The following is a 14,259-nucleotide window of genomic DNA, read 5'->3' on the forward strand; positions in this document are numbered from 1 at the left end:
AGATTAAACCATTTCGACTTTCATTGCAATGGTTTCTTCGATAGCATCCCAAAGACCAATTCTTTTTTCTAAAGCCACCACCGATATTTCTTCAACCTCAGTCCATTTTTGAGCATCGTCTCCACATAGTTCTGTTATCATTTGCATTGCCATCGGTCCATGCTCATCTGCATCTAATTCGATATGTCTTTCGAAATAATAAATCAATTTTCTTAAATCAGTATCTGGAAAGTTAGCTTGAAAATTCTTAAGAATTTCTGTAAACATACTCGGAATTAAATCTTCTCTTCCAAAGGTAAAAGCGGCTGCGATTTCATGTGGTTTTCCTTGTTCAATAACACTAAAAGTGAAATCTAGAAACGCTTTTATCTTGGGGTGTAAATTACTGGTTTTTATAGCGACAAAGATATTTTGTAACGAATTAACCTCTGCAAGGAAACTTTCAATTTCAAGTGTGCTTGCGCCACAATCGTGCATGGCTTCGACGTACATTTCATAATGACTTTGTCTGCGGCCATCAAGAGTTAAATCAGATTCTTCTGCTAGTACAATTTCATTAATCAAATACCTTGTTTCTGGATTTTTGGTGGCAAACCAAGGAGTCGTCGTACAAGTTAATTTAGATTGTAATGCTTTTAGTAAAGACATAAAGTCCCATACGGCAAATATGTGATTTTCTAAGAAAGACTGTAAGTCTTCTATCGTTTTTACTTTTTTGTATAAAGAGTGTTGCAAAAGAATTTTTTTCTGTGGTTCAATCGCGTTATTTATATTCTGAATGTTCATAGGTGGTATTTTGCTGTAAATATAAAAAAGCTTCTTGTTTCCAAGAAGCTTTTTCCATCATTTTTATAGATACTTTAATAGTTGTTTACTACTATTTAAAAGCAGGAATTCCTGTAATATCCATACCCGTAATTAATAAATGGATATCGTGTGTACCTTCATACGTGATTACGGATTCTAAATTCATCATATGACGCATGATAGAGTATTCACCACTTATTCCCATAGCTCCTAATATTTGTCTTGCCTCACGTGCAATATTAATTGCCATGTCGACATTGTTTCTTTTAGCCATAGAAATCTGAGCGGTCGTTGCTCTTCCTTCATTTCTCAAAACACCTAATCTCCAAGTCAATAATTGTGCTTTGGTGATTTCGGTAATCATTTCGGCTAATTTCTTTTGTTGTAATTGTGTTCCGGCAATCGGTTTGTCAAACTGAATTCGTTCTTTAGCATAGCGAAGTGCAGTGTCATAACAGTCCATAGCAGCACCAATAGCTCCCCAGGCAATACCGTAACGTGCTGAATCCAAGCAACCAAGTGGTGCTCCTAATCCAGATTTGTTAGGTAGTAGGTTTTCTTTAGGTACTTTTACATTATCAAAGATCAATTCTCCTGTCGACGACGCACGAAGTGACCATTTGTTATGTGTTTCTGGAGTTGTAAAACCTTCCATTCCACGTTCTACAATAAGTCCGTGAATTCTTCCTTCTTCATTTTTTGCCCAAACAACTGCAATGTCTGCAAACGGCGCATTTGAAATCCACATTTTGGCACCGTTCAATAAATAATGGTCGCCCATATCTTTAAAGTTGGTAATCATACTTCCTGGATCAGAACCATGGCTAGGTTCAGTCAAACCAAAACAACCGATGAATTCACCGGTAGCTAGTTTAGGAAGGTATTTCATGCGTTGCTCTTCATTACCATATTTCCAAATAGGATACATTACTAAAGAAGATTGAACTGATGAGGTAGAACGAACACCAGAATCTCCACGCTCAATTTCCTGCATGATTAATCCGTAAGATATTTGGTCTAAACCAGCTCCACCATATTCCACGGGAATGTAAGGGCCAAAACCACCTATTTCACCCAAACCTTTGATGATTTGTTTTGGGAATTCTGCTCTTTGAGCATATTCTTCTATAATAGGAGATACTTCGCGTTTTACCCAAGCGCGAGCAGAATCACGAACTAATTTGTGTTCTTCGTTTAGTAAATCGTCTAGGTTATAATAATCTGGAGATTGAAATAAGTCTGGTTTCATATGTCAGTTTTTATTGTTTGTAATGGCTTTGTGTAACTGCTATAGCTTTACGAGTTTTCCAACTAATTTTACTAGGAGCGTTTTTTATAATAGTCTGTTCTGCAAGTTACACTATTCTTAAAGTAGGTAGCGTATTTTGCATTATTTTTAATTTTTATGCAACAAATTTACGCAAAGGAATATAACAAAACTACTTTGAAATGTTATATTTAATCAATGCTCGACTTTTTATTTTGTATGTCGAGCGAAAACTCGGATGATTATTATCATTTGTTCCCCTATTAATTTTTACATTTGGGATTTAATTTTTTAAATCAAAAGTTACAATGCGGTATTTGTATTATTGTTTTTTTTTAATATTAACTTCATCGTATTCCCAAAGCAAATCGAATTTGTCCCAAAAGGAATATCTGATTTTAGAAAATAAAATAAGATCACTAATAACTTCAAATGTGGATAGTGCTTTTGTTTATACCAACAAACTAGAAAAATCTAGCAATTATTCGCATCAAGCTTTCGCACTAGCGACCAAATCCTATCTTTATCAACTGAAAGGTAATCGGGCAAATTCGAAATTATCCATGAATCAAGCTTTTCAGAGTTTGAAACAAGTTCAGCCGTCAAAAGAGAAAACAAAATTAAATGCATACCTATTGAATTGTAGTGGATTAGTTGATTGGAAACGAGGTGATTTTAGTATGGCGTTAGATAAATTTCAGGAAGGAAAGAAGTTATCCTTAAGTATCAGCGACAAAGTTGGAGTAATTAAATTCAATATTAATATCGGATTGATATATAATGAGTTAAGAAATTACAGGCAGGCTATTAGGATATCAAAAGAATCAGATAAAATGATTGATGGTAGCAGAGAGCTCTATTCAGACGAACAATTTAATATCTATAAAAATAGTTTAAATTTAAACCTAGGGACGTACTATGAAGATTTTTATAAAAGTAAATCGAGTAAAGAAGGATCATACCTTGATTCTGCCCAGTTTTATTACAAAAAATCAATAATTTACTCCAAATCGAGAGATTATAATAGAGTTGCAGCTCAAATCAGTTTGGCAAATATTTTCTATATTAAAAAGAATTTTACTGAGGCAGAAAAGGGCTATCAAAGTATTTTGCAGACCTCAAAAGAGAATGGTTTTAACAATGAATATTTTAGGATAGTATATAATTTAGGAGATTTGTATTACTACAAAAAGGAGTTTAAAAAATCGTTGGTGTATCTTAAAAAAGTTGACTCCATTTATTATGCTAGCAAAGTAAATCCAATTGAGTTTTTAAAGTCTAATTATTACCAAGCCAAGATTTATCAAGCTATTAATAATAAGGAAGAAGCCGCAAAGCACTCGGAGATATATTTGGATAATTTTGAGAAGAGTGAATTTAAGCTCAATACAGAAATTTCCGAAGTAAACTTTAAAGTAAGTAAGGAGCAGTTGCAAGCTGAAATGAAGGTAATTCAGAAAGAATTCAACAACAAAAGAAATCTTAATCTCATCATTTTTCTAATTTTAGTAGGAGTAGTGTTCTTTTTAGTTTTAATCGTTTTGAGGAGTATCAAAAAGAAAAAGATTGCTGAGCAAAAAGTGGCTGATTTAATCAAAGAATACAAAAAAAATAGGTTTAATAATCTACAAAATAGTGTCTTAAATAAAGAATTAGTAAAAAATGCCTCTACATTAATAAGTGTGGAAAAGGAAAATGAAATTCTAGATAAATTAATGCTGTTAGAAAAGAGATTAGATTATTTAAAACCCGATTTTACGCAGCAATCAGCCGCAAAAAAGATAAAAACGAATACATCTTATCTTTCCAGTGTGGTTAATAACCATTACAATAAATCATTTAGCGAGTACTTGAACGAATTGAGAATCAATTATGTAATTGAAGAAATGATTTCTAATGCTACGTATAGGAAATATTCAACCCAAGCAATAGCAGAAAGTGTGGGTTTTAAAAATGCAGTTTCCTTTACAAAGTCCTTTAATAAAAGAACAGGAGTAATCCCAGTTCAATTTATTAAAGGACTTGAAAAAGATTCTGATGATTAAAGACTCGGCACCAAATTGTATTTTTATCTTTTGAATTGCAATTACACATTTTTTATAGGACTCCAGACCCGCCAGAATTCGAAGTTGTAGTTCCTGGTTTTGGATCTGTTATATCACCCCCATAAATTGTCGCTAATTTACGTTTTGAGATTTCATTTTTTTTGAAATTTTCGAAGCTTATTTTTTTAGTTTTCATAATAAATATTGTTAGGTGGTTAAATAGAATGTTTTACTTATTTCAAAAGTAAGGGATTTGATAGCCGCTTAATTTCTTTTTCAGAACGACACAAAAAATTCTGTCTTAAAATTAGTTAGTGTGCTGTATATTAAGTAATTAATAATTTAAAATGGATACCATAATTTATAAATTGTCTATGTGATAATATATATATTGTAAGTTTGAAACGCTTAATATCGAAAAAAAACTAAATATTTGTAAAAGTATCTATATCAATTCGTTTGTTTATAAAGAGAAAATTTATGATAAGTTTAGTTGAAAAGTATTTAGAAATCAGTCATTATTCGAGCCAAAAATCGGAGTTTGAAGACTTGTTTCAATCCCATCCAAATTATCCTAGTTTGTTTGCAATAACAGATTCATTAGATCTGTTATCGATAATGAACATGGCCGTAAAAGTTCCCAAAGAACAATTAGTCGAATTACCAGATTCTTTTTTAGCTATTTTTAATCAGGGCTTAGTTCTAGTATCTAAAACAGACACTGAGATTAGTATTGTTACAGAGAAGGGGGAGAAACAGGATTTATCGTTTACTGAGTTTATTGCAAGTTGGAGTGGAGTAGTTATAGTTATTGAACCTAACGACGATGTCTTAAAAGTGAGCGGTAAAGGAAATGCGAAAGGGTTACAATATGTTTTGCCTGTTTTAGCATTAATAGGGGTATCGGTGTTTTATAATAGTTATACGATCTATGATTTTGTTTTTCTTTTAACGGCATTAGCGGGTTTGTTTTTCAGTATTCTTATTATTCAGGAGAAGCTAGGTTTTAGTAATGACATAGTCTCAAAATTTTGTAATATCAGTTCGAATACTTCCTGTGATTCTGTTATTCGATCAGATAAGGGATTGATTAACAAATGGTTTAGTTTTTCAGATTTGCCACTGCTTTTTTTTAGCATAAATCTATTGTCATTATTATTTCAGCCTTCCCATTCTAGTGTCGTAGCAGGCTTGCTTAGTTTTCTTTCTCTTCCAGTAATAGCGTACTCTATTTGGATTCAAAAAATGCAATTAAAAAAATGGTGTTTGCTGTGTTTGGTGATTGCATCGATTGTCGTAGTGCAAAGTTTAGTTTGGTTTTTTATGGCACAGCCTTTTTCAGACATTGCGTTTTTTGTTCCCTTTGCCTATTTGTTTTCTATGATAGCGTGTGCTTCTTTGTGGTTTGCTTTAAAACCAATTTTGGAAAATAAAATCAAGGCGGAGAAATCGGTAAACGAATTAATGAAGTTCAAAAGAAATTATATGGTTTTTGATTTCTTGTTAAAAGACATTCCTGTTCCTGATGGTTTTGATCAATTGGAAGGTTTGCGATTTGGAAACAGAAGTTCCTCACTGAATCTCACATTGATACTTAGCCCAAGTTGTGGTCATTGCCATACAGCATTTAAAGATGCATATGAGTTGGTTGCAAAGTTTCCTGATAAAATACTCTTGACGGTCTTGTTTAATATCAATCCAGAGAACAATGATAATCCCTATAAAGTGGTTGTGGAGCGTTTATTGACAATTAACAATACTGACCAGGACAAGATGGAAGAAGCGATATCAGATTGGCACATCAAAAAAATAGGATTGGAAGCGTGGAAACAAAAATGGATCGTTGACTCGATTTCGATGAAAGTGAATCATGAAATTCAAAAACAGTACGATTGGTGTGGAGAAAATGAATTCAATTATACTCCTGTAAAACTTATAAATGAAAAGCTATTTCCTACTGAATATGAAATAGGCGAGTTGAAATATTTTCTAAATGATTTTCAAGAAAAAGAAGCGCTTTTACTAATTGATAATTTAGTCGAAAGAGTTTAAAAATATAATGATTCCTACAAGGAGACATAAGCCCCAAGTGTCTATAAGTGATTGAGGTATTAACCAAATTTTTTAAACTATATATTATGTTAAAAAACATTTTAAAATTAGAAGGTGCTCAGAAATTAACCAAGAATGAGCAAAAAAGTATTAATGGTGGAAGGTTAGCTTGTGATGCTACTCATTTCTGTCCAGCTGGTCAATGTTGTTCGAAGGGGACCTGCTGGTATTGTATTGAATAGTTTGAAGTATTGAAGGTATAGCTTTTGTATCTTTTTTAATTAATGTTAAACAGAAATGCCCAAAGTATATATAAACGATTGGGATAGTAATCAAATTTTTAAAACTTTACATTATGTTAAAAAACATTTTAAAATTAAACGGAGCTCAGAAGTTGAGCAAAAGCGAGCAAAAATCAATTAGTGGGGGAAAAGCTCCTGCTTGCTGTTTAGATTGGAACCCTCTTACAAGAGTTTGTTCTAGGTGGGATTAAAGTTGTTTGGGAAATTAAATTTAGTTTAGTAAATAGACTTGTTTCAAAAATAGACGCATGCCCCAAGTGTCTATAAATGATTGGGGTATTAACCATTTTTTTTAAACTTTATATTATGTTAAAAAACATTTTGAATTTAGAAGGTGCTCAGAAATTGACCAAGAATGAGCAAAAAAGCATTAGCGGTGGAAGAATGGCTCTTGCGATAGAAGGTAGTTGTAAAAAATGCTGTTGGGCAGGTACTAATAATTGTAGTACCGGAGTAGAAGGTGGTACTTCATGTGTTTCTGGTGCTGAATTAAGAGACTGTTAATTTATAATTGCAGTAGCTTAAGTGTGGAATACATTCTTTTTATATTCCAAGACCTTAAAACAGATTATGAATTTTACTGTTTGTACAATTTTGAATAATCTGTAGAAATATTTAGATGAAATAGAGAAGAGAGGAGTGAAATTCTCCTCTCTTCTTATTTTTATTCGCATGATTGCGATAGTTGCCAATTTTTAAAACTTTAGATTATGTTAAAAAACATTTTGAAACTAGAAGGTGCTCAGAAATTAACGATAAATGAGCAAAAAGAAATCAATGGAGGAATTCCTCCGACTCTATGTGATGAAGGCGGACAAGCAGGACTTAGCGAAAATTCTTGTTTGTGTAAAACAGGAACTTACAGTAGAAATACAAATACATGTTCGAATGGTTCAAATGATAATACTGGTCATTATTATGAAATTGCAACAGGCTGTTGTTATTTATCCCTCTAAAAATGATAAACAGGAATCGACAAAGGTAATGCCAAATAAATTTACTGTTATTATTAACAAGGAGTATTAATTTTTAAAACTTTAGATTATGTTAAAAAACATTTTGAAACTAGAAGGTGCTCAGAAATTAACTGCAACTGAGCAAAAATTAATTAAGGGCGGAGTAATCAAATATAATTGTTATAGTCCGGATATATGTGGTTCAGGTGGAGGTGTTTTATGTAAAAATCCAAATGATTCATTGTGCTACAAAGGATGTATTTGTTACTAGAATTTTTTTAGTGAAATAATTATGACGCAAGCCCCAAGTGTATGTAAATGATTGGGGTATTAACCAAATTTTTTAAATTATATATTATGTTAAAAAACATTTTGAAACTAGAAGGTGCTCAGAAATTAACGATAAATGAGCAAAAAGAATTAGTAGGAGGTAGAGCGCCAGAGATTGGGGGCGAATGCGATGGTTATAAAGTTGTCTATGCTTATGATGAGCAAGCTTGTCTGCGAAATGATCCTTATTACAGGCCACAGTATATCGGTACACATAAGTGCTCACTAATGTTGCCGCCTTGTAATTAATAAAAGCTTGAAGTATTTTATTTGTAGTCTAAAGCAAGCATATTCTTTGGACACTCTTATTAATTATAAAACTGCCTAAAAATGTAATTTTTGGGCAGTTTTTTTAACCTATTTTTGAAGACAAAAAGAGTAAGATTGAAAAAATTCCCCAACTACATACAAGCAGACTCCAAAGACTGTGGTCCAACCTGCTTGAAAATTGTATCCAAGCACTACGGTAAAACGATTAACATACAGGAACTACGCGATTTTAGCGAGACGACCCGTGAAGGTAGTAATCTCTTATTTTTAAGTGATGCCGCCGAGAAAATTGGTTTTAGAACATTAGGAATAAAACTTAATCCTCAGCGTTTAGAAGAAGCGCCCTTGCCTTGCGTGTTGCACTGGAACAAAGAGCATTATGTGGTACTGTATAAAATAAAAAAAGGCAGCTATTTTATTTCAGATCCAGGATTTGGGCTGATTGAATACAACCAAAAGGATTTTATAAAATTTTGGATTGGTAACAATGCCAATGATACTACCGAGGAGGGAATTGCTCTATTGCTGGAGCCTACACCAAAATTCTTCCAATCAGATTTTGATAAAGAAGACAAAAAGGGTTTCGGATTCGGTTTGTTGGCTCAATATGTTTTAAGGTACAAGTCATTCCTAATACAGTTGAGTATTGGGTTACTGGCAAGTAGTTTGTTGCAGCTTATTTTTCCTTTTCTTACCCAAAGTATTGTCGATGTTGGGATTCAAAATCAGAATATTCATTTTATCTATTTAATCTTGTTCGCGCAATTGTTTCTTTTTGCCGGAAGAACGGGTTTAGAACTGATTAGAAGTTGGATATTATTGCATCTTTCGACCCGGATAAATATTTCCTTGATTTCTGATTTCTTTATTAAATTAATGAATTTGCCTATCTCCTTTTTTGATGTGAGAATGACGGGTGATATCATGCAACGTATTAATGATCATCATCGTATTGAGCGAATCCTAACGACTTCATCATTAAATGTATTGTTCTCAGTGATTAATATGTTTATAATGGGTGGTGTTTTAGCGTATTATAATCTTCAAATATTCTTTGTTTTTTTTGCAGGAAGTATACTTTATTTTGGTTGGATCACTTTGTTTTTAAAACGAAGAGAAGTATTGGATTACAAACGATTTTCTGAAGTTTCCCAAGAACAAAGTAAAGTCATGGAGCTCATCAACGGAATGCAAGAGATAAAACTGCACAATGCCGAAAAGCAAAAACGTTGGGGATGGGAATATGTACAAGCTAGATTATTTAGAGTATCGATAAAAGGATTGGTTCTGGAACAAACGCAAACTATTGGCTCATCAGTAATTAATGAGTTGAAAAATATTTTCATCATTTTTCTTTCTGCAAAACTAGTTATTGATGGCTCCATTACCTTAGGGATGATGCTTGCAATAAGTTCTATAGTGGGTAGTTTGAACGGTCCTATTGCGCAATTGATTGAGTTTGTTCGTGAGGTGCAGGATGCTAAAATATCTTTGGCGCGTTTATCTGAAATTCATGACAAAGAAGATGAGACGCAACAAGAAGCACATCAAACTCATATTATCCCAAAAGATGCTGATATTATAATTAAAGACCTTTCGTATCGCTATTTAGGTTCTGATATTCCGGTATTGCAAAATTTAAACTTAACAATTCCTGCTCACAAGGTTACGGCAATTGTAGGGGTGAGCGGCAGCGGAAAAACAACCTTGATGAAATTATTGCTTAAATTTTACGAGCCAGACAAAGGCGAAATCAATTTAGGGAATAGCCAATTAAAAAATATATCACAAAAATCCTGGAGGTCTAATATTGGAGCTGTCATGCAGGAAGGATTTATTTTTAATGATACTATTGCCAATAATATCGCTATTGGGGTTGATATTATTGACAAAGAAAGGCTCGTTTATGCCGCAGATGTGGCTAATATAAAAGAATATATTGCAGGTTTACCGTTGGGTTATAATACTAAAATCGGCTCTGAAGGAACGGGAATGAGTACGGGGCAAAAGCAACGTTTATTGATTGCTAGAGCGGTGTATAAAAACCCTGAAATGCTGTTTTTTGATGAGGCTACTTCGGCATTAGACGCCAATAACGAAAAGGAAATTATGGGTAAACTGGATACTTTCTTTAAAAATAAAACCGTAGTAGTAATTGCACACCGTTTAAGTACGGTCATGAATGCAGATCAAATTGTAGTTTTAGACAAAGGTAAGATCATAGAAATAGGGAGTCACTCTGCATTAGTGGAACAAAAAGGGAATTATTTTGAATTAGTTAGGAATCAATTACAATTAGGAAATTAGTGTCATGGTAGAGGATAATACAGCATTTGAATTACGCAGCGAAGAGGTTCAAGACATTCTTACACGTGTGCCGCACTGGATGATCCGCTGGGGAACAGTTGTGGTTTTTGGAATTATTATCATGCTTTTCTTCGTGTCTTGGTTTGTTAAGTACCCAGATGTTATTACAACTCAAGTTATTATCACAACAAACATTCCTCCTGAAAAGTTGGTTGCTAAAACTTCGGGTAGAATTCAATCGATTTTGATTGCTGATAAATCCATCGTGGTTGCAAATACTCCTTTGGCGATAATTGATAATCCTGCGAATTTTAAAGATGTGTTTTTGCTAAAAAGTATTTTGGATACTTTAAAAATAAACAATAGCGAAAGTAAATTCCCTTTTGAGTTATTAAGAAATGCTCAATTAGGGGATGTTGAAAGTGCGTTTTCCATTTTTCAGAAAGATGCCGTCGCTTATGATCTCAATTCAAATTTGCACCCTTTTCAAGTTGAAAATAATGCCAATAGCTCCGAAAACATTCAAATTAAAGAGCGATTAAGTCTTTTACAACAGCAAAAAGACATCAATGAATCTGAATTACAACTACAGAAAAATGATGTCAACCGATTTGAAACCCTGTTTAATAAAGGGGTTGTTTCTGCTCAAGATTTTGAGAATAAAAAATTAGGATACCTCCAAGCTCAGAAAAACTATAAAAGTTTACTAAGTAGCATTTCACAATTGAAATCTTCGCTGATCAGCAATCTAAAAAGTACAGATGGCACCAGAATTAGCGGTAAAAAGGAAGAAGTTAATTTAGAAGGAAGTAGAATTCAGTCTTTTTATCAACTGAAGAAAGTAATTAAAGATTGGGAGTTGGCCTATGTGCTGAAGTCATCGATTGCTGGGAAAGTGTCTTTTTTGCAAATTTGGACAGCCAATCAAACCATTAAAGCGGGTGATAATGCGTTCTCTATAATTCCCACAATAGAAAATGGATATATTGGTAAGGTGAAGGCGCCGGCGCAAAATTCAGGGAAAATTAAGATTGGTCAACAAGTTAATATACGTTTGGCAAATTTTCCTAATAGAGAGTTTGGTACGTTAACTGGAAAAGTAAAAAATATATCGTTGATACCGGATGCAGAAGGGAATTTATTATTGGACATTTCGCTTCCGGAAAACCTAAAAACCAATTATAATAAAATAATTCCTTTTCAGCAAGAAATGACAGGATCGGCCGAGATCATCACAGAAGACTTGCGTTTGTTAGAAAGAATATTGTATCAGTTTAGAAGTATTCTTAAGGCAAACTAAAGCTTTAAATAAAACTCCTTAGTCAAAGAAATGTATTCTGGAGTATATACGTGTCTGGCAATCTCGATGATTAATTCATCAATAGGAAAGTCTGTAACTTCGTTCCGGCCAAAAGCCAACAGACTGCGTTTGATTTCGGTAGTTGGCGTTCCTTTTACGCGAGTAATTTTTATAGGATAAAGTTCCATTTCTTTGGCTAAAGCCAAAAACCTTTCTTCTTCTTTAAAAGGAATAATAACAGCGAATATTCCGTTTTCAGAAAGTAACAAACCGGCTGCTTCTATTAAATCTTCAAAGGGTAATGCGTCTTGAAAACGAGCCAAATCTCTTTGTTCGCTTTCTGTTTTGTAGTCTTCAGAATAAAATGGGGGATTGGAAACGATTAAGTCGTACTCGTCTTCCGGCTCTTCAATAAATTCATCTAAACCAGCATGAAAGCAGAATAAACGATCACTCCAAGGAGAGTTTTCAAAATTATCCATCGCTTGTTCATAGGCTTCTTCATCAATTTCTAAGGCGTCAATTTGTTCAGCAAATGTGCGTTGTGCTAACATTAAAGCTATAACTCCAGTTCCTGCTCCAATATCTAAAATACTGAATGGATTATTAGTTATAGGTGCCCATGCACCAAGTAAAACACCATCAGTCCCGATTTTCATGGCACAGCGGTCTTGGTTTACAACGAATTTTTTGAATTGGAATTTAGACAAAACAAAGATTTTAAAGATTAAACCATTAAGAAATTAAGAGAGGTAAGGAAAAAACTTAATGAACCTTAATTTCTTAATGGTTCAAAAATTCACTCTAAAGGTACATTTCGATTAATCCTTCTGGAAGATCCATGATGACTTTTTTATTTTCTCTGTCAATTTTGACAAGGAAATGATCAATCATTGGAATAAGGATTTCTACTGCACCGTTGAGTACTTCAAAAAGAGGTTGGGCAGTCGTATCGTTGATAGATTCGATTTTTCCAACAACACCAAGGCGTTTGTCTTCCACTTCAAAACCAATAACTTCGTGATAGTAGAATTTGTTACCGCTAAGTTTTGGCAACATATTTAGCGGAAGGTAAATGTCGTTACCCATAATGGCATCGGCATCTTCTTCAGTATTCATGTCTTCAAAACGAATTCTTAAGAAATCGTTTTTATGTAAGGAGCTATTTTCAATAAAAAAAGGAACCAAGTGTTTGTTGCATTCAACAAACACTGATTCCAAGTTTTCGTATAACTCTGGTTCATCCGTGTCTAAATAGGCAAGGACTTCCCCTTTAAAACTAAATTTTTTGGCGATTTTACCTAAGTAGAAACAATCTTCTTTACGCATCTTCGCTTATAAATTTATGCTTGAGTTTCTTCGTTGTTTTCTTCTGCAGCAGGAGTTTCTTCAGTTGAAGTTTCAACTTCAGCAACTTCTTCAACAGCAGGAGCAGCAGCTGCAATAGCATCCGCCTCCGCTTTAGCTGCAGCAGCTAAACGTTTTGCGTTTACATCTTGTTCTGCTTTGAAAGCTTTAGCTTTAACATCAGCTTGCGCTTTAGTTAAACCATCTTTCTTAGCGTCAACTGTTCCAGTTTTAGCTTCTAACCAAGTAGCTAATTTTGTATCAGCTTGTTCTTGAGTTAAGGCACCTTTACGAATACCACCATCAAGGTGATGTTTCAATAAAGCTCCTTTGTAAGAAAGAATTGCTTTAGCAGTTTCTGTTGGTTGTGCACCATTGTGCAACCATTTAACTGCACTATCAAGGTTTAAGTCGATAGTTGCTGGGTTTGTGTTTGGATTGTAAGTACCGATTTTCTCTAAGTATTTACCGTCTCTTTTTGAGCGAGCATCTGCTGCTACAACCCAGTAAAAAGGTTTTCCTTTTTTACCGTGTCTTTGTAATCTAATTTTTACTGACATAATCTAAATGATTAAATTTTGAGGTACTCGACCTCTGTTAATTAAGGGTGCAAAGATATACTATTTATTTTAATATGCCAATAGCTTGTTATTATTATGAATTAGAATGGGTTAAGCGGTTTCTAGTCTTATTTTATTGGAATAATTAAGTCTTTTTATCCTTCAATTGTATACTTTTGTTTGTTTAAAGAACTGTTTTCATGAAAAATATTTTCCTTTTTTTTGTCGTGCTTTTTACCTTGATTTCCTGTCAGGAAGATGTAAGGTTTAACAATCCTTCGTTTCAAGGAGTGAAAAACAATGTTTTTTGGAGGGCTAGTTTGTCAACGGCTACTTTAGGTGATAATGGGGCGCTCATAATTACAGGCTATTCAGGGAACGAAATAATTACGTTGAGAACTTCTTCAGCTGCAGAGGGAGTGTATGTTTTGGGAAGTAGCGATTCTGAAACTGCTGTCTACGTATTAACGGATGCTACTGCTAAGATAACTTTTGCTACCAGCTCTGGGAAAGGAGATGGTCAGATTGTAATAACAGAATATGACCTTATCAACAATACAATATCGGGTACTTTTAAATTCAATGCAGAAAACAGCTACGGTAATCCTTTGGCTGGGTCAACTTTGAATTTTCAGCAAGGAGTTTTTTATAAAGTGCCTATAATTGTGCAAGCATCAACAAATTAAGGATTAAGGTGGGTGTTTAATTCTTTTATG

15 protein-coding genes are annotated in these 14,259 nt (G+C 33.6%); 9 read left to right on the forward strand and 6 right to left on the reverse strand.

Features of this window, described 5'->3' with window-relative positions; all coding sequences use genetic code 11:
• Positions 1-3: 3 nt before the first annotated feature.
• Together AC4PRO_RS09215 and AC4PRO_RS09220 are read right to left on the reverse strand one after the other, a co-directional pair.
• Positions 4-786, reverse strand: a complete 783-nt coding sequence (locus AC4PRO_RS09215) for a DUF3050 domain-containing protein (protein ID WP_492117143.1) — start codon at positions 784-786, stop codon at positions 4-6.
• A gap of 91 nt (positions 787-877) precedes the next feature.
• Positions 878-2,056: an acyl-CoA dehydrogenase family protein gene (locus AC4PRO_RS09220; protein WP_074724039.1), complete on the reverse strand. Its 1,179-nt coding sequence runs from the start codon at positions 2,054-2,056 to the stop codon at positions 878-880.
• Between the two features lie 452 nt (positions 2,057-2,508).
• Here AC4PRO_RS09220 and AC4PRO_RS09225 point away from each other — a divergent pair, with 452 nt between their 5' ends.
• Positions 2,509-4,119 carry a helix-turn-helix domain-containing protein gene (locus AC4PRO_RS09225; RefSeq protein WP_492117144.1) on the forward strand — a complete coding sequence of 537 codons (1,611 nt, stop codon included), beginning with the start codon at positions 2,509-2,511 and terminating at the stop codon, positions 4,117-4,119.
• A 52-nt stretch (positions 4,120-4,171) separates the two neighbouring features.
• Here AC4PRO_RS09225 and AC4PRO_RS09230 read toward each other — a convergent pair whose 3' ends face one another.
• The gene (locus AC4PRO_RS09230; protein ID WP_492117145.1) at positions 4,172-4,315 is read right to left on the reverse strand and encodes a TIGR04149 family rSAM-modified RiPP; all 144 of its coding nucleotides are present in this window, start codon (positions 4,313-4,315) and stop codon (positions 4,172-4,174) included.
• A gap of 284 nt (positions 4,316-4,599) precedes the next feature.
• Here AC4PRO_RS09230 and AC4PRO_RS09235 point away from each other — a divergent pair, with 284 nt between their 5' ends.
• The 7 genes from AC4PRO_RS09235 to AC4PRO_RS09265 all read left to right on the forward strand — a co-directional run bounded on the left by AC4PRO_RS09235 (position 4,600) and on the right by AC4PRO_RS09265 (position 11,636).
• Complete coding sequence (locus AC4PRO_RS09235) at positions 4,600-6,171, forward strand: vitamin K epoxide reductase family protein (RefSeq protein ID WP_492117146.1); 1,572 nt, start codon at positions 4,600-4,602, stop codon at positions 6,169-6,171.
• A 608-nt stretch (positions 6,172-6,779) separates the two neighbouring features.
• Complete coding sequence (locus AC4PRO_RS09240; protein WP_492117147.1) at positions 6,780-6,977, forward strand: hypothetical protein; 198 nt, start codon at positions 6,780-6,782, stop codon at positions 6,975-6,977.
• Between the two features lie 206 nt (positions 6,978-7,183).
• Positions 7,184-7,429, forward strand: a complete 246-nt coding sequence (locus AC4PRO_RS09245; protein ID WP_492117148.1) for a hypothetical protein — start codon at positions 7,184-7,186, stop codon at positions 7,427-7,429.
• A gap of 88 nt (positions 7,430-7,517) precedes the next feature.
• Positions 7,518-7,700, forward strand: a complete 183-nt coding sequence (locus AC4PRO_RS09250) for a hypothetical protein (protein ID WP_492117149.1) — start codon at positions 7,518-7,520, stop codon at positions 7,698-7,700.
• An 86-nt stretch (positions 7,701-7,786) separates the two neighbouring features.
• A complete protein-coding gene (locus AC4PRO_RS09255; RefSeq protein ID WP_492117150.1) occupies positions 7,787-8,008 on the forward strand; it encodes a hypothetical protein in 222 nt (73 codons plus the stop codon).
• Positions 8,009-8,143: 135 nt separating this feature from the next.
• Entirely contained in the window at positions 8,144-10,336 is a 2,193-nt protein-coding gene (locus AC4PRO_RS09260; protein ID WP_492117151.1) for a peptidase domain-containing ABC transporter, read from the forward strand.
• A 4-nt stretch (positions 10,337-10,340) separates the two neighbouring features.
• Entirely contained in the window at positions 10,341-11,636 is a 1,296-nt protein-coding gene (locus tag AC4PRO_RS09265; RefSeq protein WP_492117152.1) for an HlyD family secretion protein, read from the forward strand.
• On the opposite strand, the gene AC4PRO_RS09270 is transcribed toward AC4PRO_RS09265, so the two are convergent.
• The 3 genes from AC4PRO_RS09270 to AC4PRO_RS09280 form a co-directional block, all read right to left on the reverse strand.
• Positions 11,633-12,295 (reverse strand): tRNA1(Val) (adenine(37)-N6)-methyltransferase, encoded by a 663-nt coding sequence (locus AC4PRO_RS09270; protein WP_492117153.1) that lies wholly within the window; start codon positions 12,293-12,295, stop codon positions 11,633-11,635. The two genes, AC4PRO_RS09265 and AC4PRO_RS09270, sit on opposite strands and share 4 nt — an antisense overlap.
• 145 nt (positions 12,296-12,440) lie before the next feature.
• Positions 12,441-12,965 carry a ribosome maturation factor RimM gene (gene rimM, locus AC4PRO_RS09275; RefSeq protein ID WP_492117154.1) on the reverse strand — a complete coding sequence of 175 codons (525 nt, stop codon included), beginning with the start codon at positions 12,963-12,965 and terminating at the stop codon, positions 12,441-12,443.
• 14 nt (positions 12,966-12,979) lie between these two features.
• A complete protein-coding gene (locus tag AC4PRO_RS09280) occupies positions 12,980-13,543 on the reverse strand; it encodes a 30S ribosomal protein S16 (protein ID WP_492117155.1) in 564 nt (187 codons plus the stop codon).
• 200 nt (positions 13,544-13,743) lie between these two features.
• Here AC4PRO_RS09280 and AC4PRO_RS09285 point away from each other — a divergent pair, with 200 nt between their 5' ends.
• Positions 13,744-14,229 carry a DUF6252 domain-containing protein gene (locus AC4PRO_RS09285; RefSeq protein ID WP_492117156.1) on the forward strand — a complete coding sequence of 162 codons (486 nt, stop codon included), beginning with the start codon at positions 13,744-13,746 and terminating at the stop codon, positions 14,227-14,229.
• The last annotated feature ends 30 nt before the right edge of the window (positions 14,230-14,259 follow it).

This window comes from Flavobacterium sp. DW-iso2 (assembly GCF_058725285.1).

Bases quoted from the DNA above. Each gene is read 5' to 3' on its own strand.
- AC4PRO_RS09215 (WP_492117143.1), bottom strand. From the start codon at position 786: ATGAACATTCAGAATATAAATAACGCGATTGAACCACAGAAAAAAATT.
- AC4PRO_RS09220 (WP_074724039.1), bottom strand. From the start codon at position 2,056: ATGAAACCAGACTTATTTCAATCTCCAGATTATTATAACCTAGACGAT.
- AC4PRO_RS09230 (WP_492117145.1), bottom strand. From the start codon at position 4,315: ATGAAAACTAAAAAAATAAGCTTCGAAAATTTCAAAAAAAATGAAATC.
- AC4PRO_RS09235 (WP_492117146.1), top strand. From the start codon at position 4,600: ATGATAAGTTTAGTTGAAAAGTATTTAGAAATCAGTCATTATTCGAGC.
- AC4PRO_RS09240 (WP_492117147.1), top strand. From the start codon at position 6,780: ATGTTAAAAAACATTTTGAATTTAGAAGGTGCTCAGAAATTGACCAAG.
- AC4PRO_RS09245 (WP_492117148.1), top strand. From the start codon at position 7,184: ATGTTAAAAAACATTTTGAAACTAGAAGGTGCTCAGAAATTAACGATA.
- AC4PRO_RS09250 (WP_492117149.1), top strand. From the start codon at position 7,518: ATGTTAAAAAACATTTTGAAACTAGAAGGTGCTCAGAAATTAACTGCA.
- AC4PRO_RS09255 (WP_492117150.1), top strand. From the start codon at position 7,787: ATGTTAAAAAACATTTTGAAACTAGAAGGTGCTCAGAAATTAACGATA.
- AC4PRO_RS09265 (WP_492117152.1), top strand. From the start codon at position 10,341: ATGGTAGAGGATAATACAGCATTTGAATTACGCAGCGAAGAGGTTCAA.
- AC4PRO_RS09270 (WP_492117153.1), bottom strand. From the start codon at position 12,295: ATGAAAATCGGGACTGATGGTGTTTTACTTGGTGCATGGGCACCTATA.
- rimM (WP_492117154.1), bottom strand. From the start codon at position 12,965: ATGCGTAAAGAAGATTGTTTCTACTTAGGTAAAATCGCCAAAAAATTT.
- AC4PRO_RS09280 (WP_492117155.1), bottom strand. From the start codon at position 13,543: ATGTCAGTAAAAATTAGATTACAAAGACACGGTAAAAAAGGAAAACCT.
- AC4PRO_RS09285 (WP_492117156.1), top strand. From the start codon at position 13,744: ATGAAAAATATTTTCCTTTTTTTTGTCGTGCTTTTTACCTTGATTTCC.